Source organism: Mycolicibacterium thermoresistibile (assembly GCF_900187065.1).
In the GTDB taxonomy this organism is placed as follows: Bacteria; Actinomycetota; Actinomycetes; order Mycobacteriales; family Mycobacteriaceae; genus Mycobacterium; species Mycobacterium thermoresistibile.
On the sequence record NZ_LT906483.1, the window covers coordinates 182,418 to 204,793 of the forward strand.

The window sequence follows — 22,376 nt, forward strand, 5'->3', positions numbered from 1 at the left end:
GCGGGCTCAGTCCTCAGGTGACGAGTCGGCGGACGTCTCCTCCTTGACCGTCGTCCGACCCGTCGAATCACCCTGCCCGGCAACTGTCGTCCGGTCGGCATCGGTCACCGCAGTGACACCGACGAGTTCCCGACCGGTGTTGTCGTCGGCCTGCACACCGCTCGACCATGTGGGCGACCCGGCGGGTGACGCGTTGAGGTCGTTGCGTCGCAGGGTCGGCTTCAGCCGCTGCACTTTGGTGTTCTGGACGCTGTCCCCGAGATTGTTCCGGGCGGTGTTCTGGGCGTAGTTCTGGGTGTTGTGCTCGAGTTTGGTGTCGAGCTCGGCCGCCGGCGTCGGCTCCGGTTCGCTCGCCTGCGGCACCGGGGCATTGTTCGGCTCAGCAGGCGGGAGTGGGTCATTCGTCCCGAATGCCGTTGCGGTCAGCGGCTGTTCGGGGACCTGTACGAACTTCGCCTCGGCTGCCGTGGCGTTCTCGGTGCCGGTGGCGAGCAAGGTGGTTGTTCCGCCGCCGGCGAGGCTTTCGAACAGGCCCCGGATCACGTCGCCGAGGGCATCCTCGGCGGCGGCGATGATCGGTGAGCCGATGGCGTCGGCGGCCTGCAGGACCGGCGCGACCACGGGGGCCAGCGCGCTCTGGCCTTCCCGGAGCTGAGACTGTGTGAAGGCCGGCAGGTCCGGGATCACCGGTTCGAGGGCGTGCAGGAGCTCGGAGACCCCGGTGCCGATTTCCCGGCTCACAGTCTTGATGACCTCACCGGGGAAGCCGAGCAGTTCGCCGAGCTGCTCGACCTGCGCCTGCGGAACCTCGATCCCGAAGAGGTTGAGGAACTGCACAACCCGGGACAGTGTGCGGGTCAGCACATCGGTGAGTTCGTCACCGATGCCTCTGCCGAGCGCGGCGATCAAGTCGCCGGGCAGATAGAGCGCCTGATCCTTGGTCAGCGTCCGGGTGCCGAACAGCGCCGCCTCGTGAAAACGGTCGAGGGTGCGTTCCCACGAACCGTCCGGGTTACGCACCACATCGTCATAGGCGATGTTGGTGAGGATCCGCAGGAACGGTTCGAGCGCGTCCGACACCGGGGTGTTGATGTCCTCGCCGGTGACCAGGCTCAGCAGTTGAGCCGGTAACCGGAGCGGAGCCAGCAGCGGTAACTGGTTCGGGGCATAGGTGAGGTAGACCGTGCCCGCGTCCCGTTCGCCGACCGGCACCACGTACATGCTGAGGGTGAATCCATCCGGCGCCCCACCCGGATTGGTCGGGTCGATGCCCGTGAGCAGATTGGTCAGAAAGATTCCCGACGCGAGCGAGTTCAGCCATGCCACCGGATTCGCCGTCGCCGGAGCATCCGAGAGGATGTCGTACGCCCACGTCGCGTCCACCTTGGCGGTGACGACGGTCGGCTTACCGTCACCATCGGTGGCGAGGGCTTCCAACAGAGCGCCCAGGTCGTCCGCGGTGAGCCCGGAAGTGTCTCCGGTCAGCAGTCTGGCGATGAGATCGGGATCGACACCGGCCGGCAGCGCATCGATCCGTTCCGGTGAAACCGGGTCGACTCCGCGCACCGCTTCGTAGATCGGGGCGAACCGCGCGTAGAGCCCCCCGTTCGGCCGGCCGGGATTGCGGAGAAGGATCAGCGAGAGCAGCGAGATATCAATGACACCACCCGGTTTGACGACACGCCAGACCGGCTCCCCCCGGGGGCTCATGCCGGGATCCACCCACCCGGGGTGAATCTGTTGGTGGATCGGGTTCCGGAAATCGGGATCGTCGGGATCCGGGCTGGACGCGCCCGGCACGAGGATGTCGCGAGGGTCGGTCAACGGGACGCCGACCACCCAATCGCCGGCGCCGACCGCGTCGATGATCGCCTGATACGCCAGACCGGCGGCAATGGCTCCGTCGCCGTAGGCGATCAGGTTGGCGTTCTGCAGATACCACGTCCAATTGAGCGCGGGAGCCACCTCGAGCGCGAGGCTCTCCGCCAGGTGAAACAGAGGCTCGCGCCGCGGGTCGATCCACTGGCCCCTGACGACGGTTTCAAAATTGAAAAAGTCTGCGCGCCATTCGAGCGAGGTGTGCCAGACGGGACCGATCGCCACACTCGGTGTCGCCGGTAAGCCGAGGAGTTGCGTCGGCAACCCCGTGATCGGGTCGGTGTCGCGCAGCGCGGCCACGGCGCCGTTGATCGCGGCCGGGTCGGCAGGCAGCAGGTTGACGCCCGGGATGTCGATCGGTAACCAGCCGGGCAGGCCGATCACTTGGGTTTCGCTCACCGCGGCGTTGGCCATGAACGGTGTCAGCCCGACCGCCACCGCGGTCGCCGCGCTCGCCCCGGCAAGGGCGACCTTCGTGGCCTTCAGCCGCCGGATACGCCGGCGTCGCGCCCGGGCATTCTGCATTCTCGTTCGATCCGACGACATCTGAGCAGACCCCCCTGTGCAGCTTCTCAGCGAACGCTCAGGAAGTTAGCACTCAAGATCAGCGAATACAGCAAATTTTCAAGCCAGCGTCAGCAACTGATTGCGAAACCAACAAATCCGCCACATCGGGGTGAGTGCCCGATTTGCCAGGGCATTTCGGTGTGAAATATCAATCGTTCGGATGAATGAGATCGCCCCTGCGGAGTCGAAATTAGCACAGTCGTCAATGCATGGGGCCCGTCCGGTGTCCGCATCAGGCCTGTTACCCAGCTGAAAAGGCCCGTGTATGCCAGTCCTCGCCACCCTGCCCCGGGAAGTTGCTGCGTGACTGCGAATCGTGAACGCGACGCCCGTAGATCGTTCTCCGCGAAAATATCCGGGCTTATGGAAAGCCGTGATCAGATAGCCATGTGAACGCCGAAATTTCATCGACCTTGGTGGAGGCGAAACCCGTACTTACCAACGAGTAAACTTCTGGCAAACCCATCCGCGCGACGCCCGATTCAGGACCGGGCCAGCGTCTGATCCACCAGTTCGGCCAGCACCGGGGCGAGCACCGCCGCGTACTCACTGGTGATGTGGTTGTCGTCGCGGAACACCAGGGTGTCGCCGATGACCACCGGGCAGCGCCGGTCGGTGCAGAACAGCTCGGACAGGTCGGCGTAGACGCCGCCGGCGGCCGTCGTCGCCGCCGCCTCCGCGGCCACCCCCTCACCGTTGATACCGACCCGGCGGGTGGGGGAGCAGGCCAGCACATCGTCCATGTTGTCCGACAGGCAGTTCGGCACCGTGCCGTGCGGATCGGGAACCGGGCCCAGCACCAGCACCTGGGAGCCGAGACCGCGCAGCGTGGACACCAGTTCGGCCAGCCCCCGCAGCCATGCCTCGTCGTAGGAGGTGAATCCGAAGTCCGCCCCGTAGCGGCGCACCATGTCCACGATCACCAGCTGTGGCGGGTTCTGCCTCAACCGGGACAACACCTGGGTACGCCACCGCCCGCACTCGGTGAACGTGCGGCCCAGATACGGGCTGAAGATCGGCAACTCCTGCGGCGGGCAGGTCACCTTGCCCATCGTCTCGAGCCGCCAATGCCGCTGCTGGGCGACAGGGTTCAGAGCGGACTCCCACATCGCGGCGTGCGAGTCGCCGAACAGCGCCACCCGCACCGGGGAGCGGACGTCACCGGAGGCGCACTCCGGCTGATCGACGTCCCGCCACGACCGCACACAGCCGTTGACGAACATCTCCGGTTTGGCGTTGGGCGCCTGCGCCAGCGAGGGTTTGAGATTCGCCGGAACCGGCCGCGGCTGGGTGGAGGCCGCCACCGCCGCCCGGATCTGTTCGCGCGGGGTCAACGGGCGCGGTTCGGGGACGGGAGCCGAGATCGCCGCCGGGGCCGCCGCCTCACCCGCGCCGACCGGGACCGGCCGGATCGCCAACAGCACCAACGCCGCGCACACCGCCGTCGCGGTCGCCACCGCACCGACCGCCAGGCTGCGCACCGTCGAGGACCGCAACGCCTCGGCGAACCGCGCCGGATTCTCGACGAGGTGCAGCGTCATGATCGCCAACCCCAGCGACACCAGCACCATCGCCAGGTTGCCGGCCAGCCCGATGTCCCTGCCGAACAGAGCCGGCGCCAGGATCAGCACCGGCCAGTGCCACAAATACCACGAGTACGACACCCGGCCGATCGACCGCATCACCGGTGTGGACAGGAACCGTCCGGCGCCCAGATCGGGGGTGGCGCAGCCGGCGATGATCACCAGCGCGGTCCCGAACACCGGCAGCAGCGCCGCGGTCCCCGGATACGGGGTGGCCTCGTCGACCTGCGTGCAGGTGAGCGCGATGAGCGCCAGCCCGCCCCAGCCGACCACCGCCGCCGACACCGCCGGCAGCCGTCGCCACCACGGGATCGTCAACGCCACCAGACCGCCCACCGCCAGTTCCCAGGCGCGGCTGGGCAGCCCGAAGAACGCCCACGACGGCGACGACTCGGTCAGCGTCAGCGACACTCCGAACGACACCGCGCCGACTGCGGTGAGTGCCACCAGATACGGCGTCGCCGACCGCATCGCCGCCACCCCGGCCAGCCGGGTGGTGCGGCCCAGCAGCCACACCGTCGCCAGGATCAGCGCCGGCCACACCAGGTAGAACTGCTCCTCCACACCCAGTGACCAGTAGTGCTGCAGCGGTGAGGGCTCCGTCGTCGACAGATAGTCGGTGCCCTCGATCGCGAACCGGTAGTTGCCGACGTACAGGGCGGCGGCGATGCCGTCGCCGATCACGCTGCGGGCCTGCAGCGGGGGCAACAGCAGCACCGACAACACCACGGTGGCGGTCAGCACCGTCGCCGCGGCGGGCAGCAGCCGGCGCGCCCGGGCCGCGTAGAACCGCGCCAGCCGCACGGTGCCGGTGTTGGCGGCCTCCCGCCACAGCAGCCCGGTGATCAGGAAACCGGAGATGACGAAGAAGACGTCGACGCCGATGAACCCGCCGCCCATACCGGGCAGCCCGGCATGGAACAGCACCACGGCGATCACCGCGACCGCGCGCAGCCCCTCGATGTCGGGGCGGAAATGCCAGTCCGGCCGACGTCGTCCGCTCGCGGGAGCTCCGCGTCGGGCCGCTGAACGGGGGACGGTGGCGACTCTGTTCACTCGAACAGGGATCGTCTCACGTCAGCTACCCGAACCGTGGTATTTGACGTCGCGTCCGGAACGCGTCGGCTATCCGCCCGGCACTAGTTGAACGCCAGCCAGCTGGGCAGCGCCCGTTCCCGCGAATTGCACAGCACCTGACGGGTGTCGCAGTTGCCCCGCGGGGCGCCCGCGCCGCTCCACATCCCGCCGGTGTCGCGGCGCAGCACGATCGCCGACGACCCGCCGCCGTCGAGCAGGATCGCGCTGTCCGCGCCCATCCCGCGGAACAGGTCCTGGATGTTGTCCGGGGTGTAGCTGCCGCCCTGGAACACGTAGAACTGGTCGAGTTGACGGTTGTAGCCGATCGCCGTGCGTGCCGCCGCGGGCCCGCCGTCATTGAGCTGCTCGGTCTTCCCCGGCCCGAGCAGCCCGATGCCGGCGACGGCCACGAAGCGGGTGTTGCTCTCCAAGAGTCTGAGGATCTCCGGTGACGCCGCGTCGTAGTCCGACGGATGCTTGGGCATCACCACGTACGGTTGGCCGCCGACCGGCAGGATCATCGTCGCCAGCGCCGACCAGTGCTCATTGCCGCCGGACAGGCCCTGCTTGCCGGCGTAGACCGGGGTACCGGTCACCGCGGCGTTGGCCCGCCCCAGCCCCCGGGTGTTGTCGACGTACGCGCCCAGCGGCGAGCTGCAGTTGGTGTCCCGCCAGGAGCCGCCCTTCTGCGGCCGCACGTCGAAGAAGTTGGCGTTGATCGCGACGACCGGCTGGCCGAGCACCTGCCAGGCCTGCAACGGCGGATACGTCTCAGCTGCCTGGAACAGCCCCTCGCTGGTGCGGGCCCGTGGGTCACGCTCGCACCGGGCCTGATATCCACGGTGGGTGTCGACGAGCAGCCGCGGCGCCAGCCGGGCCGAGGCGTTCTTGATGGTCAGGAAGTGGCCGCCGTTGTTGAGCGTGTACTCGCGGCCGTCGGCGGCGCGGAATGGAGCGGCGAACTTCCCGCCGAAGTTGTACACCAGGTAGGAGCCCTTGGTGTTGGCGATCGCCCCGAGCAGCAGGGCCCGGGCGTCGGGGTTGGCGCCGGCGGTCGGGACACCCACCGTCGCCGACACGGCAGCCAACGCCGACGCGGCCAGACCAGCCGCTGCTCGGCGCAGCACCGCCATCGTCCCCGGCACCGGTTTCCTTCCTGTGGCCCGTCGGATCGCTCCCGGCAAATCACAGTAATCACACCAGCCACACTGTCAATTTGTATAACGGGCTGATCACGAAAACGTTCCAGTCGAATCGCGTTATCCCGCATCGCCTTACGAGCAACGTCCGACGGGCGTTCCATACGGATGTCACCGCAAGTTTCGGCTGGATCCAGACGGCCGACCGATTCGGAGATTAGGAAATCTCTTTGACGGGCACTGTGTCCTAGGACGGCGCGACCGCGCCGAGACAGAAGGAGTCAGATATGGGAACCATCATCGTTGCACTCATCGTCGGCGCATTGCTCGGTGCGTTGGCCCGGCTGATCCTTCCGGGCAAGCAGAACATCGGCATGCTCATCACGGTCCTGCTCGGCGCGGTCGGCGCGCTGCTCGGGTCGTGGATCTCCAACGCCATGTTCGGCACCGGCGACAAGATGTTCTCCCCGATCCCCTTCGTCATCGGCCTGGTCGTGGCGGTTCTGCTGATCGCGATCTACGCCGGCGTCGCCGGACGACGCGGCGCACCCAGGGCCTGATCGAACGGCCTGATCGAACCCCCCGATGGCGGATCGTACCCCTCGCGACCCGCCATCGTTTCCGTCTGCCGGGGCCCGGTTCAGCCGCCGAGACCGGTGTGCATCTCCCACACCAGGATCTCCGCCGGCCCGGTCGCGGTGACCCGGTGCCCGCCCGAGGCGGTGAACCGCACCGCGTCCCCCTCGCCCAGCGCCCCGGCACCCTCCAGGGTGACCGCGCCGCGCGCGATGAACAGATGCAGATAGCGGGCCTCGGGTAACCGCACACTGTCGCCGGGCGCCATCCGGGCGCCGTGTAGGGCGGCGTGGCGGTTGCCGATGGTGATGGCGGTCTCGCCGCGGTACCGCGGCATCCCCGAGGCGATCGGGATCAGCCCGCTGCGCAGCCGCGCGTCCTCGATCTCGAGCTGCTCGTAGCTCGGCGTCACACCGTACTCGTCGGGCAGCACCCACATCTGGATGAACCGCACCGGCTCGCGGTGCGGTTGCTCACCGGTCAGCGTCCAGGAGTCGTTCTTCTCCGAGTGCAGGATCCCGCTACCCGCCGACATCCGTTGCGCCAGCCCGGGGTAGATCACCCCGGCGTTGCCCTCGGAGTCCTGGTGCACCAGCGAACCCTGCAACACCCACGTCACGATCTCCATGTCGCGATGCGGGTGGGTGTCGAATCCCGTGCCCGGCGCCACCCGGTCGTCGTTGTTGACCAGCAGCACACCGTGGTGGGTGTTGGCCGGGTCGTAGTGGTCGGCGAACGAGAACGAATGCCTGGAGTCCAGCCAGTCGATCGTCGTCGCGAACCGGTCCCCGGCCCACCGGATGTCCATCGTCTCGGCCGGCATGACGCCAGCCTACCGGCGGTCTACCAGTCCGATTCGTCGTAGACGATGACGCCGCGGATGTTCTTCCCGTCGAGCATGTCCTGGTAGCCCTGGTTGATGTCCTCAAGCCGGTAGGTGTTGGTCACCATCTCGTCGATCTTGAGCAACCCGGACTTGTACAGCGCCACCAGCCGCGGCGTCTCCACGTGCGAGCTGCCGCCACCGAAGATGTTGCCCTTCAACGTCTTCTGCAGCATGGTGAACAGGAACAGGTTGAGCTTGACGTCGACGTCGGTCATCGCGCCCATGCCGGTGACCACGCAGGTGCCGGTCTTGGCGGTCAGCGTCATCGCCTCTTCGATGTACTCGCCGCGCATCTCGCCGACCGCGATGATGGTCTTCTCGGCCATGAACCCGTGGGTCAGCTCCAGAACCGGGTTGATCGCCTCGGCCATTGACGAGAAGACATGGGTGGCACCGAATTTCAGCGCGGTGTCGCGCTTGAACTCCACCGGGTCGATCGCGATGACGTGCTTGGCGCCGGAGATCACCGCGCCCTGCAGCGCGCTCAGGCCGATCCCGCCGACACCGACGATGACGACCGTCTCACCCGGCTGGACCTGCGCGACGTTGGTGGCCGACCCGAAGCCCGTCGGCACCGCGCAGCCCATGATCGCCGCGGTCTCGAACGGCACCTCCGGGTCGATCTTGACGACCGAGTCCTTGTGCACGGTCATGTAGGGGGCGAAGGTGCCGAGCAGGTTCATCGGCGACACCTCGGTGCTGCCGGCACGCACCCGGGAGGTGCCGTCGGCGATCGCCTTGCCGCCCAGCAGCACCGCGCCCCGGTCGCACAACGAGCGGTGGCCGCGCAGACACGGCTGGCACTGGCCGCAGGACGGGATGAACGCCAGGATGACGTGGTCGCCCTCCTGTAGGCCGGTGACGTTCTTGCCGACCTTGGTGATGACCCCGGCGCCCTCGTGCCCGCCCAACGCCGGCAGGCCGATCGGGGTGGCGCCGGTGGTCAGGTGGTAGTCGGAGTGGCACATGCCCGCGGCATGCAGCCGGATCTGCACCTCGTCCTCGACGGGGTCACCGACGTCGATCTCGTCGACCCGGAACGGCGAGTTCAGCTCCCACAGCAGTGCGCCTTTGGTCTTCATGACCGGCGATCATAGAACACGTTCCAAAACACGTGTCAACTAGCTTTGTGACCTGCTTGTTCACCAGTTATGCACCGTCGGCCCCTTTATCGGCGATGCTGTGGACAAGCTGATGGCCGGGGCGCCCGGTTGTCGGAACGGGCCGCGACGGTGGCGGCATGGCTGAAGGTCCGTTTCTCGGCAGTGAGGCCCGCGCGGCCGGGCTGGTCACCCGACGCACCCTGCGCAGCCGGCACCGACTGATCTATCAGAACGTCTATCTGCCGGTGGGCGTGCAACTCACCGCGCAGACCCGAGCGGTGGCGGCATGGCTGTGGGCCCGCCGTGACGCCACGGTGGCCGGCCTGTCGGCCGCCGCGCTGCACGGCACCAAGTGGATCGATCCGGCGCTGCCCGCCGAGCTGATCCGCCCGTCGCCCGGCAGCCCCGACGGCATCGTGATCCACCGCGACCGGTTGGAACCCGGCGAAGTGTGCACCTTGCGGGGCATCCCGGTCACCACACCCGCGCGCACCGCCTACGACATCGGCCGCCGCCAGACCCTCACCAGGGCGGTCGTCCGGCTGGACGCGCTCGCCAATGCCACCGGCCTGACAGCCGACGCGGTCACCGCTGTGATCGACCGGCGCCGCGGCGCCCGGGGTTTGGTGCGGTTGCGCCGCGCGGTCGGCCTGATGGACGGCGGTGCGGCGTCCCCGCCGGAGACCCGGACCCGCCTGCTGTTGCTGGCGGCGGGTTTTCCGCGGCCCCGCACCCAGGTCGTCGTGTGTGATCCGTTCGGCTACTTCATCGGCCGCATCGACATCGGGTGGCCGGAGTACAGAGTCGGCGTGGAGTACGACGGCGCCTGGCACTGGGCGGACGCCGCCGCCCACGCGCAGACCATCGACCGGGTGGCCGACCTCGAGGAACAGGGCTGGATCATCATCCGCATCAGCCGCGACATCCTGCGCTACCGCCCCGGCGTCTTCCTCGCCCGGGTTCGCAACGCGCTGCGGGCCCACGGCTGGCCGGACCACGCATCGGTTCGGCTCGACGCGCGCCTCGAACCGTGAGTGTCGGGTTTTGTCACGGTCGGGGCGGGCGGAGCGTGACAAACCCCAACACTCGGCGAACCTAGAGCGAGTCCGGCAGGCCGAACGGCGCGAAGGACGGCATGTGGAACGCCACCACGTGCGAGATGCCCCCGGGCCCGATCGCCAACACGTGCATCTGGAACGCCTCGTGGGTCCCGGTCTCGGGGTTGCGCAGGTACATCGCTCCGGCGGGCTGGCCGTTGGCGGTGGTCGGGATCAGCCGCATATCGCCGGGCCGTTCGGCCGGGCAGTGCGTTTTGGACAGGGTGACGATGTTCTGCGGGCCCTGATACCAGCCGTCGAACGGCGGCATCTCCCACACCGCGTCCGCGGTGAACAACTCGACCAGCTTGTCGATGTCATAGCTCTCGAACGCGTCGATGTAGCGGGTCAACAGCTCCTGGGCCTCCGGCGACTCGGGCGGAACCAGCTCGTCGTCCTCGCTGGGGCCGACCTGATCGAGCTGCGCGCGGGCCCTCTGCAACAGGCTGTTGACCGCGGCGGTCGAGGTGTTCAGCACCTCGGCCACCTCCGCGGCCCGCCACTGCAACACCTCCCGCAACAACAGCACCGCACGCTGCCGCGGCGGCAGATGCTGCAACGCCGCCACGAACGCCAGCCGCACCGACTCGCGGGAACCGACGATCGTCGACGGGTCGGCCGCGTCGTCGGGCAGCGGCTCCAGCCACGGCACCTCCTCACGCGCGACGATGTCGTCGGTGGGATCCGAACTCGGCGCGCCCAGCCCGGTCGGCAGCGGCCGGCGCTGACGGCCGTCCAGCGCGGTCAGGCAGGCGTTGGTGGCGATCTTGTACAGCCAGGTGCGCACCGACGCCTTGCCCTCGAACTTGTGGTGGGACTTCCAGGCCCGCAGGAAGGTCTCCTGCACCAGGTCCTCGGCGTCGTGCAACGACCCGGTCATCCGGTAGCAGTGCGCCAGCAGCTCACGGCGATACTGCTCGGCGTCGGCCAGAAAGGCGTCGGAGCCGCCGTCAGGGGGTGCGGTGAGCACAGTCACGTGTAGGAGCGTACGCAGCATCACCGACATCCGGCACCCCGCAATCTCCGGCCCGGCCCGCTAGTCTCGCTGCGTGGCCAGTACCCGTACCGAGCGCACCTTCGACGGCGTCGGCGGGGTGCGCATCGTCTATGACGTGTGGACCCCGGACACGGCGCCACGCGGGGTGGTGGTGATCGCGCACGGCTTCGGCGAACATGCCCGCCGCTACGACCACGTGGCGCAGCGGTTCGGCGCTGCCGGTCTCGTCGTCTACGCCCTGGACCACCGCGGACACGGCCGGTCCGGCGGGAAGCGCGTCTACCTCAGGGACATCTCCGAATACACCGACGACTTCCACACCCTGGTCGGCATCGCCACCTCCGAACAGCCCGGGCTGCCGGTGGTGGTGCTCGGCCACAGCATGGGCGGTGGCATCGTGTTCGCCTACGGGGTCGAACACCCCGACGACTACACCGCGATGGTGCTGTCCGGCCCTGCGGTCTCGGTGTCGGCCGAGGTGTCGCCACTGCTCGCGGGGGCCGCCAAGGTGTTGGGCAGGCTGGCCCCCGGGCTGCCGGTCGAGCAGCTGCCCACCCATCTGGTGTCGCGCGACCCGGACGTGGTGGCCGCCTACCAGGCCGACCCGCTGGTGCACCACGGCAAGATGCCCGCCGGGATCGCCCGGGCGTTGCTGCTGGTCAGCGACACCATGCCGCAGCGTGCGCCCGCGCTCACCGCGCCGCTGCTGGTGGTGCACGGCGATCAGGACAAGCTCGTCGGCGTCGACGGCAGCCGCCGGTTCATGCGGCACGTCGGCTCCACCGACGCCGAACTCAAGGTCTACCCGGGCCTGTACCACGAGGTCTTCAACGAGCCCGAACGGGAGCAGGTCCTCGACGACGTGGTCGCATGGATCACCGAACGGCTGTGAGCCCGGCTGTGCTGCTGCGGATCTGGCTGCTGTGCCTGGCCGTGGTGGCGGTCGGCTGCACCGCGGAGCCGGCCGAGCAGCCGGCGCCGTTCACCGACACCGACGTCACGTTCGACGCTGACGGGCTGACCATCCACGGCAGCTACCGCGCCGGCCCCGAACCCGGCCCGGCCGCGCTGCTGATCTCCGAGAGCGGCCCCACCGACCGCAACGGTGACAACGCCGTCGTCGGGCCGATCGGCAACATGCGCCAGTTGGCCGATCTGCTGTCCGAACGCGGGGTGGCCAGCCTGCGCTACGACAAGGTCGGCACCGGCGCCACCGGGCTCGGACCCTACGAGCAGAACCCGCAGGACGTCGGCAGCGCCGTCTACACCACCGGCGCCCGCGCGGCTCTGACCTTCATGGCCGATCAACCGGCCACCGACCCGGACCGCATCTCGGTGTACGGGCTGGGGGAGGGCGCCGTGCACGCGCTGCGCCTGGCCGACGGTGCGGACGAGGGGACCCCGAGGGTGCATTCGCTCGGCCTGCTGCAACCCCCGCCCCGCCGCTACCTCGACATCATCACCGAACGGGTCCGCGCCGACAGCAGTCCCGAGACGCTCGCCGCCTGGCTGGCGGCGGTCGACCAGGCCCGCACCCGGGGCACCGCCCCCGACCAGTTGCCCGACGGGTTGGGCGCGATCCTCAACCCGGGCAACGTCAAGGCCGTCGTGGAGGCCGACAGCGTCGATCCGCTCGCGCTGGCCGCCCGGGTCCCCGCCGGCACCCCGGTGCTGCTGACCTGCTCGGACACCGACGCCCAGTCCGACTGCGCGGAGATCCAGCCGCTGGCCGACGCGCTGGCGCACACCGACCTCACCGTCGTGTACCTCGGCGGGGTCAACCACGTGCTGCGCGACGACCCCACCGACAACGTCGCCAACTACGCTCAACAATCGCCGCTTTCTCCACAACTGGAGGCCGCGGTCGACCGGTTCGTGCGGAAGTGACGTCGGGTCCCTGCCATACCGTGACTGTCATGAGTGACGACAAGATGCTGTCCCGCATCGCGGCGCTGCTGCGCCAGGCGGAGGGCACCGACAACCCGCACGAGGCGGAGGCGTTCATGGCCGCCGCGCAACGGTTGGCCACCGCGACGTCGATCGACCTGGCGGTGGCCCGCGCCCACTCCGCCGAACGCACCAAGGCCCAGATGCCGGTGCAGCGCACCATCACCATCGGCGAGGCCGGCACCAAGGGGCTGCGCACCTATGTGCAGCTGTTCGTGCTGATCGCCGCCGCCAACGACGTCAAATGCGACGTCGCCTCCAACTCGACGTTCGTCTACGCCTACGGGTTCCCCGAGGACATCGACGCCACCCACGCGCTGTACGCCAGCCTGGTCACCCAGATGGTCAAGGCGTCCGAGGCCTACATCGCCTCCGGCGCGCACCGGCCCACCCCGACCATCACCGCCCGGATCAACTTCCAGCTGGCGTTCGGCGCCCGTATCGGCCAGCGGCTGGCGCAGGCCCGCGAGGAAGCCCAGCAGGCGGCCACCGAGGACCGTGACACCGCTCCCGGCACCGCGATCGCGCTGCGGGACAAGGACCTCGAGTTGCAGGACTTCTACCGGCAGACGTCCAAGGCGCGCGGCACCTGGCGGCCCACCAGCGCCACCGCCGGCTATTCGTCGGCGGCGCGGCGGGCCGGGGACCGGGCCGGCCGGCGCGCCCGGCTGGGCCCCAGCCCGGAGTTGGCCGGCCCGCGCGCCGCACTGGACAAGTGATGCGCCCGGAGTGGTCACCGAGGTGACGGTCCGTGACACCCAACGCGCCAAGGTCTACGCGGCCGAACAGTTCGTGCGCACGATGTTCGACCGGGCCGCCGAACACGGCAACCGCGCCGTCGACTTCTTCGGCACCCGGTTGACGCTGCCGCCGGAGGCGCGGTTCGGGTCGGTGGAGTCGGTGCAGCGCTACGTCGACGAGGTGCTCGACCATCCCGCGGTGCGCGAACAGTGGCCGTCGGCCGGGCCGTTGGCGGTACGGCCGCGGCGCGGGGTCACCGCCGCCCACTACGAACGCCGGGGCACCTCGGCGGTGATCGCCGTGCCCGAACGCCGCGACACCTGGGCGCTGCGCGAACTGGTGGTGCTGCACGAGATCGCCCACCACCTGTGTGACGCCGAACCTGCGCACGGCCCGGAGTTCGTCGCCACCTTCTGCGCCCTGGCCGGCGCGGTGATGGGACCGGAGGTCGGGCACGTGCTGCGCGTCGTGTACGCGAAAGAAGGTGTGCGATAGCCGAACGGCTAACGTGAGGTCTGTGACCGAAGCCGATCCGCGCGCCCTCGACGCCTTGTTCACCGAACTGCTGCGCACCGAAGACGAGGCGCTGATCGCCGCCCGGGAAGCGGGGAAGGCGGCCGGCATGCCCGCCATCGAGGTGTCGGCCCAACACGGCAAGCTGTTGTCGCTGCTGACCCGGATCAGCGGGGCACGCCGGGTGCTGGAGATCGGCACCCTGGCCGGCTACAGCACCATCAACCTCGCCCGCGGGGCCGGCGCCGACGGCCACGTCGTCACCCTGGAGTACGAACCGGCCCACGCCGAGGTGGCCCGGGCGAACCTGGAGCGCGCCGGGGTGGCCGACCGGGTCGAGATCATCGTCGGCGCCGCCCTGGACACCCTGCCCACGCTGGCCGGGCGGGACCCGTTCGATCTGGTGTTCATCGACGCCGACAAGGAGAACAACAGCGCCTATGTGCAATGGGCGATCCGGCTCGGCCGGTCCGGCACCGTGATCGTCGTCGACAACATCGCCCGGATGGGCCGGGTGCTCGACCCCGCCCCCGACGATCAGCAGGCCCGCGCCGTGCGCGACATGCTCGCGATGATGGGGGAGCATCCGCGGCTGGACACCGCCGCCATCCAGACCGTCGGCGCGAAGAACTGGGACGGCTTCGCCGTCGCCGTCGTGCGCTGAGCCCGTGTCTGGATGTGGACATGCTGGGCGCCCACGCGCCGCCGACGCACATCTGCGGTGACGACTTCTGCTCAGTGGTCGTGAATCTCGCGGTCGCGCGACCCTCCTGCAGAACTCGGCGCCTTCTACCGAGTCCCGGGACAGTGCACCGGGTTTCGCATAGGGTGTGCTGCCGGGAAAGGGAAGGATGAGAGATGGAGAGCTCAGGGCCCGTGTGGAGGCAGCCCGTCGACCGGTCCAGGGATCCGCACCGCGAACCGGGCCCGATCAATCTGCAACGGCACCAGTTCACCCCGGCCTACTCCGGCATCGCGACGCTGTTCGGTCTGCCGTTGTGCCTCAACCAGGACGATCTGCGGGCCGGTGCGGTCGACGTGGCGGTGGTCGGCGCGCCGGTCGACGTGTCGCTGGGCCACCGCGGCGCCGCCTACGGGCCCCGCGCCATCCGCGCCGATGAGCGGGTGTTGCCGCACACGCCGACGATGCTGATCAACGACAGCACCCGGGTGAAACCGTTCGAGGTGCTCAACGTGGTCGATTACGGTGACGCGGCGGTCGACCCGTTGAGCATCGAGAACTCGATGGGCCCGATCCGCGAGCTGGTCCGGGACGTCGCCGAGGTCGGCGCGGTGCCGCTGGTGCTCGGCGGGGACCACTCGATCCTGTGGCCCAACGCCGCGGCGATCGCCGACGTGTACGGCGCCGGCAAGGTCGGGGTGGTGCACTTCGACGCCCACCCGGACTGCGCGGACGACGTTGTCGGACACCACGCTTCGCACGGCACCCCGATCCGCCGGCTGATCGACGACGAACACATTCCGGGCCGCAATTTCATCCAGGTCGGCCTGCGCAGTGCGATCGCACCCGATGAGGAGTTGTTCGCCTGGATGCGGGACAACGGGTTGCGCACCCACTTCATGGCCGAGATCGACCGGCGCGGTTTCCACACCGTCCTGCAGGACGCCATCGACGAGGCGCTCGACGGGCCGGAGTACCTGTACCTGTCGATCGACATCGACGTGCTCGACCCCGCCTACGCGCCCGGCACCGGAACCCCCGAGCCGCCCGGGCTGACCAACCGCGAGTTGCTGCCGGCCATCCGGCGGATCTGTCACGAGACGCCGGTGGTCGGGCTGGAAATCGTCGAGGTGGCACCGCATCTGGATCCGGGCTACACCACGACCATGAACGCCCGCCGGGTCATCTTCGAGGCGCTGACCGGGCTGGCGATGCGCCGGCTGGGGCTGCCGGGCCCCGACTACCTCCATCCGGATGTGGCCGGGCCGCCGAGCAATCGGGTGTGAGCCGCTAGGTGCAGACCGCGCCGGTCGCGGCCGAGCCCACCAGCTTGGTGTACTTGGCCAGCACACCGGTGGTGTACCGCGGCGGCAACGGTTCCCAATCCTTCTTGCGGGCCTCGAATTCGGCCGGATCGACCAGCACGTCGAGGGTGCCCTTGGCGACGTCCAGGCGGATCCGGTCGCCGTCGCGCAGGAACGCGATCGGCCCGCCGTCGACGGCCTCCGGTGCGACGTGGCCGACGCACAGCCCGGTGGTGCCGCCGGAGAACCGGCCGTCGGTCAACAGCAGCACATCCTTGCCCAGGCCGGCGCCCTTGATCGCACCGGTGATCGCCAGCATCTCGCGCATTCCCGGCCCGCCCTTCGGGCCCTCGTAGCGGATCACCACCACGTCACCGGCCTGGATGGTGCCGTCCTCCAGCGCGTCCATCGCGGCCCGTTCCCGGTCGAAAACCCTTGCGGTGCCTTCGAAGACGCTGGTGTCGAAGCCCGCCGACTTGACCACCGCACCCTCGGGCGCCAGCGAGCCGTGCAGGATGGTGATCCCGCCGGTCGGGTGGATCGGATTGCTCAGCGCCCGCAGCACCTTGCCGTCCGGGTCCGGCGGGGCGATGTGGGCCAGGTTCTCGGCCATCGTCTTGCCGGTCACCGTCAGGCAGTCGCCGTGCAGCAGACCGGCATCCAGCAGCGTCTTCATGATCACCGGGACGCCGCCGATGTGGTCCACGTCGAACATCACGTGTGCGCCAAAGGGTTTCACGTCGGCCAGGTGCGGCACCTTGTTGCCGATCCGGGTGAAGTCCTCCAGCGTCAGCTTGACGTTGGCCTCATGGGCGATCGCCAGCAGGTGCAGCACCGCGTTGGTCGACCCGCCGAACGCCATCACCACCGCGATCGCGTTCTCGAACGCCTCCTTGGTCAGGATGTCGCGGGCGGTGATACCGCGGCGCAGCAACTCCACCACCGCCTGACCGCTCTTGCGGGCGAACCCGTCGCGGCGGCGGTCGGTGGCCGGGGGAGCGGCGCTGCCGGGCAGGCTCATCCCCAGCGCCTCGGCCGCGCTGGCCATCGTGTTGGCGGTGTACATCCCGCCGCAGGCGCCCTCGCCCGGGCAGATCGCCCGTTCGATCGCGTCGACGTCCTCCCGCGGCATCAGCCCGCGGGCGCAGGCGCCCACCGCCTCGAACGCGTCGATGATCGTGACCTCGCGTTCGGTGCCGTCGGACAGTTTCGCGATGCCGGGGAGGATCGACCCGGCGTAGAGGAACACCGCGGCCAAATCGAGCCGTGCGGCGGCCATCAGCATGCCGGGCAGCGACTTGTCGCAGCCGGCGAGCAGCACCGACCCGTCGAGCCGCTCGGCCTGCATCACCGTCTCGACGCTGTCGGCGATCACCTCGCGGCTGACCAACGAGAAATGCATGCCCTCATGGCCCATCGAGATGCCGTCGGACACCGAGATGGTGCCGAACTCCAGCGGATAGCCGCCCGCGGCGTGCACCCCGTCCTTGACGGCTTTGGCCAACCGGTCCAGCGACAGGTTGCACGGCGTGATCTCGTTCCACGACGAGGCGACGCCGATCTGCGGTTTGGCGAAGTCCTCGTCGCCCATGCCTACCGCGCGCAACATCCCCCGGGCTGCGGCCTTCTCCAGGCCGTCGGTGACGTCGCGGCTGCGGGGTTTGATGTCCGGTTGGTTCTGGGCCATTCGTTCAGTATGCCCCGGCTGTTTGGGCACGCCAAAACGGTTATAGATACCCCGGTAGGGTATCGGGTACGCTCGGGGCATGACGACCACCACCGCCCGCATCGTCGCACTGCTCGCCGCCCTGGCCACCGCGGCGTTCCTGGCCGGCTGCTCGAGCACGGACACCGGGTCCACCCCGGAGACGTCGACTCCGGAAACCGGAACCGACACCACGCAGGGGCAGGCCGCCGCGCACAACGACGCCGACATCGCCTTCGTCACCGACATGATCCCGCACCATCAGCAGGCACTCGAGCTGTCCGCGCTGGTGCCGGACCGCTCCGAGAATACGCAGCTGATCGAACTGGCGGCGGGGATCGCCGCCGCCCAGGACCCGGAGATCCAGGCCATGCGCGCCCTGCTGGTGCAGTGGAACGCCGACGACCCCGACGGCGAGCACGGTGACCACGCCGTGCCGGGAATGCCGCCCGGCATGGGCCCCCACCACGACATGCCGGGCATGGTCGACCCGGCGACGATGGCGCGGCTGGAGTCGCTGCGCGGCACGGAGTTCGACCGGCTGTGGCTGGAGTCGATGATCGCCCACCACGAGGGCGCGGTCGAGATGGCGCAGACCGAACTCGCCGAGGGGGAGAACGTCGACGCCAGGACCCTGGCCCAGCAGATCATCGACGCCCAGCAGGCCGAGATCGACCAGATGCGGCAGATGCAGGAGGCCTCGTGATGACCCAGGCGAAACCGGACGGGGCGAAACCTGAAGGGGCGAAACCGGGCGGGGCGAAACCGGACGGGCACGCCGGCGCCCACGGCTATTCGGCGCAGAAGGAGAACTACGCCAAACGGTTACGGCGTATCGAGGGACAGGTGCGCGGCATCGCCAAGATGATCGACGAGGACAAGTACTGCATCGACATCCTCACCCAGATCAGCGCCGCCAACAGCGCCCTGCAATCGGTGGCGCTCGCCCTGCTCGACGAGCATCTCGGGCACTGCGTGACCCAGGCCGTCGCCGAGGGCGGGGAGGCCGCCGAGGCGAAACTCGCCGAGGCGTCCGCCGCGATCGCGCGTCTGGTGCGGTCCTGACCGGGGTCAGTCCCGCAGCCTCTCCTCGATGCTGCGCACCTTCGCGGTGAGCTGATCGGTGTAGCCGGGCCGGATGTCGGCCTTGAGCACCAGGCTGACCCGGGGTGAGGCGGCGGCCACCGCGTCGACGGCGCGTTTCACCACGGCCATCACCTCATCCCATTCGCCCTCGATGTTGGTGAACATCGCGTTGGTCTCATTCGGCAGACCCGATTCCCGCACCACCCGGACCGCTTCGGCGACGGCATCGGCCACGCCGCCGGTCTCGTCGCCGCCCATCGGGCTGACACTGAACGCCACGATCACCGCTGCCCCTCCTGTCTTCACATCGGCCGGGTAACCATCCGGAACCGCGAGCATCTCGATCCGCGGCACCGGCCCGCGCCGTCGATACCAGGATCTACCGTGGTGACGGCGTCATGACAGTGGAGAGCCGCGTGCAGCGCACCGCCTGGACGCCGCGCATCGCCGTGCAGCTGACGGTGCTCGCCGCGGCGGCGTTCAGCTATGTCACCGCCGAGATGCTGCCGGTCGCCGCGTTGCCCGCGATCGCCGCCGACCTCGAGGTGAGCACCGCCGCGGTGGCGGCGCTGCTGGCCTGCTACGCCCTGGTGGCCGCCGTCGCGACCGTGCCGCTGGTGCGGCTCACCGCGCACTGGCCGCGCCGCCGGGTGCTGCTGGTCACCCTGGTGTGCCTGACCGGATCGCAGCTGGTGTCGGCGCTGGCGCCGGATTTCACCGTGCTGGCCGCGGCCCGGATGACCGGGGCGCTCACCCACGGGCTGATGTGGTCGGTGATCGCCCCGATCGGCGTCCGGTTGGTGCCGGCCAGCCACGCCGGCCGCGCCACCACCGCAGTGTACGTCGGCACCGTGCTGGCGCTGGTCGTCGGCAGCCCGCTCACCGCGGCGGTGAGCGCGACGTGGGGCTGGCGCGCGGCGGCCGCGATGGTCACCGTCGCCGCCGCGATCCTCACGGCGGCCGCCCGGGCGACCCTGCCCGACCTGCCGGTTTCCGCCGGCAGGTCCGGCGGCCCGGCGGACCGTGGCATCCGGCGGTTCCGGGATCGTCGGCTGCTCACCCTCAGCGCCCTGACCTGTGTCGGGGTCGCCGGGCACTTCATCTCCTACACCTTCATCGTGGTGATCGTCGGGGACGTGGTCGGGGTGCGCGGCGCCCCGGTGGCCTGGCTGCTCGCGGCGTTCGGCATCGCGGGGCTGGCGGCCATGACGGCACTGGCCCGCCCGCTCGACCACCGGCCCAAGGCCGCCACGATGGGTTGTCTGGCCGCGTTGGTCGCGGCGTTCGCCGTGCTGCTCGCGCTGGCGGTCCTCGGCCGCGGCGGCCCGCTGGTGGGGGCGGCGGGGGTGGCGGCGATCGTGGTGTGGGGTGCCGCGTCGACCGCGCTGCCGCCCATGCTGCAGGCCGCGGCGATGCGCACCACACCGCAGAACCCCGACGCCGCGTCGGGGCTGTACGTCACGGCGTTCCAGGTCGGCATCACGGCCGGCTCGCTGGGCGGCGGGCTGCTCTATGAACAATGGGGACCGACCGCGGTGATCGCGGCGTCCACGCTGCTGATCACCGTAGCGATGCTGCGGTTGGCCGGCACCCGGGATCTGCTCCCCGAACCGGTGTCCACCAGCGGGTAGTAACAACCGGGCCGGCAGTCCGATGAACATTGCAGGTCATCGCGGGAATGGCGGTGCGTGCTGGTCGTCGGCGGACGGGCCGACGGCGCCGCTGTGCCAGACTGGATTGAGTTTTCGACTGGAGGGATGACGTATGCGGCGGACGACGAGCAGACTGCTCACCGCACTCATCGGGGCCGGTTTCACCGCCGGACTGGTGCTGAGCCCAGCGGTGTCGGCCCAGCCTGCCCCGCCCGCACCGCCGGCGCCGGCGCCCGAACCGGAACCGGCGCCGCCGGCGGCCGCCGAGTTGCCACCCGATCACCCGGCCGCGGTGTCGGCGCCCGCACCGTTCAACCCGTTCGCGCCGCAGCCGACGATTCCGCCGGACACGCCGGCCGGCCAGAACCCGCTGCCCTACACCGGGGAGCCGGTGTTCCTGCCGCCGTCGTTCAACCCGGTCAACGGCGCTCTGGTGGGCGTGGCCAAGCCGATCAGCATCAAGTTCCAGCGGCCGATCGCCAACCGCAAGATGGCCGAGGACGCCATCCACATCTCGTCGGAGCCGCCGGTGCCCGGCAGGTTCTACTGGATCAGCGACACCGAGGTGCGGTGGCGCCCGCAGGACTTCTGGCCCGCCCACACCGTCGTCAACATCGACGCCGGCGGCACGAAGTCCAGCTTCCGGGTCGGCGAGTCCCAGGTCGCCACGATCGACGACAAGACCAAGCAGATGGAAGTCGTGATCAACGGCGAGCTGGTCAAGACCATGCCGGTGTCGTTGGGCAAGAAGGGGTACGAGACCAAGAACGGCACCTACTACGTCCTGGAGAAGTTCAAGGACATCGTGATGGACTCCTCGACCTACGGGGTCCCGGTCGATGATCCGGAGGGCTACAAGATCAAGGTCAAGGACGCGGTGCGCATCGACAACAGCGGCATCTTCGTGCACGGGGCGCCGTGGTCGACCGCCGCGCAGGGCTCGCGCAACGTCAGCCACGGCTGCATCAACCTGAGCCCGGAGGACGCCGAGTGGTTCTTCGACACCTTCGGCAGCGGTGACCCGGTCGTCATCAAGAACACCGAGGGCGGCTGGTACACCCAGCAGGACGGTGCCCACGACTGGCAGCTGTTCTAGGCGGTCTCGATCGCGCCCCGGGCGGCGGGTCCGGTGGCTGGTTTGGTGGTGAACACACAGTCGCCGCAGACCCCGCTGCCCGGTGTGCGGTAGTAGAGACAGCAGCTGGTGCGGCGGTAGCCGGCGCCGTCGAAGACCACTGCGCCGGCGAGCCGCTCGTCGGCGCACAACCTCCGGGCCAGCCGCCAACCCCGGCCGTCACCGGCCGTCGCGCGGTCGAAAACCATTGCCGCGCTGAGCAATCCTGATGCCGAGTTGCCGCGCAGCAGCCCTTCGGCGATCGGGCCGCCGCGGCGCAGCGCCGCCGTGAGCGGGGTCAGGTGCTCCTCGATGACCATGTCGGCGAGCAGCCCCTCCAGGTCGTCGCCGTGCCGGCCGACGGGGTGTTCGATGTGCAACCGGATGTGCCCGCCGGTCTCGCTGAACAGCAGCCGGTCACCGGTGAGGTCGGGCAGCGCGCCGTGCCCGGCCAGCGCACCCAGCCCGACCGACCACAGCCGGGCTGCCATCCCGAGGAACAGTGTGGACACCGCCACCCGGCGTTCGGCGGCGTTGATGCGGGCCCGCACCCGGCCGACGACGCCCTCGAGCAGGTCGGCATCGGTGTACAGCCGGCGCACCGGCAGCCAGCCGGTCTCGGCGAGCGTGCCCGTCGTCACCGTGAAATACGGGCTCACCTTCGCGATTTCAGCCAGCGTCCTGGCGATTTCGGCGTGCGGGCGATCGCTGAGCGACCGTGAGCACACC

General features: G+C 69.5%; 21 protein-coding genes. 12 read left to right on the forward strand and 9 right to left on the reverse strand.

From position 1 onward, the window contains the following. Positions 1-6: 6 nt before the first annotated feature. The 3 genes from CKW28_RS00815 to CKW28_RS00825 form a co-directional block, all read right to left on the reverse strand. Complete coding sequence (locus CKW28_RS00815) at positions 7-2,403, reverse strand: PE-PPE domain-containing protein (RefSeq protein ID WP_003924534.1); 2,397 nt, start codon at positions 2,401-2,403, stop codon at positions 7-9. 524 nt (positions 2,404-2,927) lie between these two features. Continuing rightward, the gene (locus tag CKW28_RS00820) at positions 2,928-5,084 is read right to left on the reverse strand and encodes an acyltransferase family protein (protein WP_040546246.1); all 2,157 of its coding nucleotides are present in this window, start codon (positions 5,082-5,084) and stop codon (positions 2,928-2,930) included. Positions 5,085-5,167: 83 nt separating this feature from the next. Next, positions 5,168-6,238, reverse strand: a complete 1,071-nt coding sequence (locus CKW28_RS00825) for a phosphodiester glycosidase family protein (protein ID WP_003924532.1) — start codon at positions 6,236-6,238, stop codon at positions 5,168-5,170. 293 nt (positions 6,239-6,531) lie between these two features. Here CKW28_RS00825 and CKW28_RS00830 point away from each other — a divergent pair, with 293 nt between their 5' ends. Continuing rightward, positions 6,532-6,804 (forward strand): GlsB/YeaQ/YmgE family stress response membrane protein, encoded by a 273-nt coding sequence (locus CKW28_RS00830; protein ID WP_003924531.1) that lies wholly within the window; start codon positions 6,532-6,534, stop codon positions 6,802-6,804. A gap of 80 nt (positions 6,805-6,884) precedes the next feature. Here CKW28_RS00830 and CKW28_RS00835 read toward each other — a convergent pair whose 3' ends face one another. Together CKW28_RS00835 and CKW28_RS00840 are read right to left on the reverse strand one after the other, a co-directional pair. Beyond that, positions 6,885-7,643, reverse strand: a complete 759-nt coding sequence (locus CKW28_RS00835; protein ID WP_003924530.1) for a pirin family protein — start codon at positions 7,641-7,643, stop codon at positions 6,885-6,887. A 20-nt stretch (positions 7,644-7,663) separates the two neighbouring features. Continuing rightward, positions 7,664-8,788, reverse strand: coding sequence for an NDMA-dependent alcohol dehydrogenase (locus tag CKW28_RS00840; RefSeq protein ID WP_003924529.1), 1,125 nt, complete (start codon positions 8,786-8,788; stop codon positions 7,664-7,666). A gap of 158 nt (positions 8,789-8,946) precedes the next feature. Between CKW28_RS00840 and CKW28_RS00845 the strand changes: the two genes are divergently transcribed. Beyond that, positions 8,947-9,843 carry a type IV toxin-antitoxin system AbiEi family antitoxin gene (locus CKW28_RS00845; protein WP_003924528.1) on the forward strand — a complete coding sequence of 299 codons (897 nt, stop codon included), beginning with the start codon at positions 8,947-8,949 and terminating at the stop codon, positions 9,841-9,843. Positions 9,844-9,904: 61 nt separating this feature from the next. Here CKW28_RS00845 and CKW28_RS00850 read toward each other — a convergent pair whose 3' ends face one another. Continuing rightward, positions 9,905-10,912 carry a sigma-70 family RNA polymerase sigma factor gene (locus tag CKW28_RS00850; RefSeq protein ID WP_003924527.1) on the reverse strand — a complete coding sequence of 336 codons (1,008 nt, stop codon included), beginning with the start codon at positions 10,910-10,912 and terminating at the stop codon, positions 9,905-9,907. A gap of 43 nt (positions 10,913-10,955) precedes the next feature. Between CKW28_RS00850 and CKW28_RS00855 the strand changes: the two genes are divergently transcribed. The 6 genes from CKW28_RS00855 (at position 10,956) to CKW28_RS00880 (ending at position 16,072) form a co-directional block, all read left to right on the forward strand. Beyond that, positions 10,956-11,795 (forward strand): alpha/beta hydrolase, encoded by an 840-nt coding sequence (locus tag CKW28_RS00855; RefSeq protein ID WP_003924526.1) that lies wholly within the window; start codon positions 10,956-10,958, stop codon positions 11,793-11,795. After that, on the forward strand, positions 11,792-12,790 hold the full coding sequence (locus CKW28_RS00860; RefSeq protein ID WP_003924525.1) for an alpha/beta hydrolase: 999 nt from the start codon (positions 11,792-11,794) through the stop codon (positions 12,788-12,790). The genes CKW28_RS00855 and CKW28_RS00860 overlap by 4 nt, the downstream gene beginning before the upstream one ends. 29 nt (positions 12,791-12,819) lie before the next feature. Continuing rightward, positions 12,820-13,569 (forward strand): DUF2786 domain-containing protein, encoded by a 750-nt coding sequence (locus CKW28_RS00865; RefSeq protein ID WP_003924524.1) that lies wholly within the window; start codon positions 12,820-12,822, stop codon positions 13,567-13,569. A 22-nt stretch (positions 13,570-13,591) separates the two neighbouring features. Beyond that, positions 13,592-14,086 (forward strand): TIGR04338 family metallohydrolase, encoded by a 495-nt coding sequence (locus CKW28_RS00870; RefSeq protein WP_040546291.1) that lies wholly within the window; start codon positions 13,592-13,594, stop codon positions 14,084-14,086. 22 nt (positions 14,087-14,108) lie between these two features. Beyond that, the gene (locus CKW28_RS00875; protein ID WP_003924522.1) at positions 14,109-14,768 is read left to right on the forward strand and encodes an O-methyltransferase; all 660 of its coding nucleotides are present in this window, start codon (positions 14,109-14,111) and stop codon (positions 14,766-14,768) included. A 212-nt stretch (positions 14,769-14,980) separates the two neighbouring features. Beyond that, positions 14,981-16,072 carry an agmatinase family protein gene (locus CKW28_RS00880; protein ID WP_003924521.1) on the forward strand — a complete coding sequence of 364 codons (1,092 nt, stop codon included), beginning with the start codon at positions 14,981-14,983 and terminating at the stop codon, positions 16,070-16,072. A 4-nt stretch (positions 16,073-16,076) separates the two neighbouring features. On the opposite strand, the gene ilvD is transcribed toward CKW28_RS00880, so the two are convergent. Next, positions 16,077-17,777, reverse strand: a complete 1,701-nt coding sequence (ilvD, locus tag CKW28_RS00885) for a dihydroxy-acid dehydratase (RefSeq protein WP_003924520.1) — start codon at positions 17,775-17,777, stop codon at positions 16,077-16,079. Between the two features lie 79 nt (positions 17,778-17,856). Between ilvD and CKW28_RS00890 the strand changes: the two genes are divergently transcribed. Beyond that, complete coding sequence (locus CKW28_RS00890; RefSeq protein WP_003924519.1) at positions 17,857-18,501, forward strand: DUF305 domain-containing protein; 645 nt, start codon at positions 17,857-17,859, stop codon at positions 18,499-18,501. Beyond that, positions 18,501-18,860: a copper-sensing transcriptional repressor RicR gene (gene ricR / locus CKW28_RS24010; RefSeq protein ID WP_003924518.1), complete on the forward strand. Its 360-nt coding sequence runs from the start codon at positions 18,501-18,503 to the stop codon at positions 18,858-18,860. The genes CKW28_RS00890 and ricR overlap by 1 nt, the downstream gene beginning before the upstream one ends. Positions 18,861-18,866: 6 nt before the next feature. On the opposite strand, the gene CKW28_RS00900 is transcribed toward ricR, so the two are convergent. Beyond that, entirely contained in the window at positions 18,867-19,166 is a 300-nt protein-coding gene (locus tag CKW28_RS00900) for an MTH1187 family thiamine-binding protein (protein ID WP_040546289.1), read from the reverse strand. A gap of 113 nt (positions 19,167-19,279) precedes the next feature. On the opposite strand from CKW28_RS00900, the gene CKW28_RS00905 reads away from it, so the two are divergent. Both CKW28_RS00905 and CKW28_RS00910 read left to right on the forward strand, forming a co-directional pair. After that, positions 19,280-20,512, forward strand: coding sequence for an MFS transporter (locus tag CKW28_RS00905; protein WP_040546243.1), 1,233 nt, complete (start codon positions 19,280-19,282; stop codon positions 20,510-20,512). A gap of 133 nt (positions 20,513-20,645) precedes the next feature. After that, positions 20,646-21,629 (forward strand): L,D-transpeptidase, encoded by a 984-nt coding sequence (locus CKW28_RS00910; protein ID WP_003924515.1) that lies wholly within the window; start codon positions 20,646-20,648, stop codon positions 21,627-21,629. Here CKW28_RS00910 and CKW28_RS00915 read toward each other — a convergent pair. Next, positions 21,626-22,306: a (2Fe-2S)-binding protein gene (locus tag CKW28_RS00915; protein ID WP_095176410.1), complete on the reverse strand. Its 681-nt coding sequence runs from the start codon at positions 22,304-22,306 to the stop codon at positions 21,626-21,628. The two genes, CKW28_RS00910 and CKW28_RS00915, sit on opposite strands and share 4 nt — an antisense overlap. Positions 22,307-22,376 lie beyond the last annotated feature (70 nt).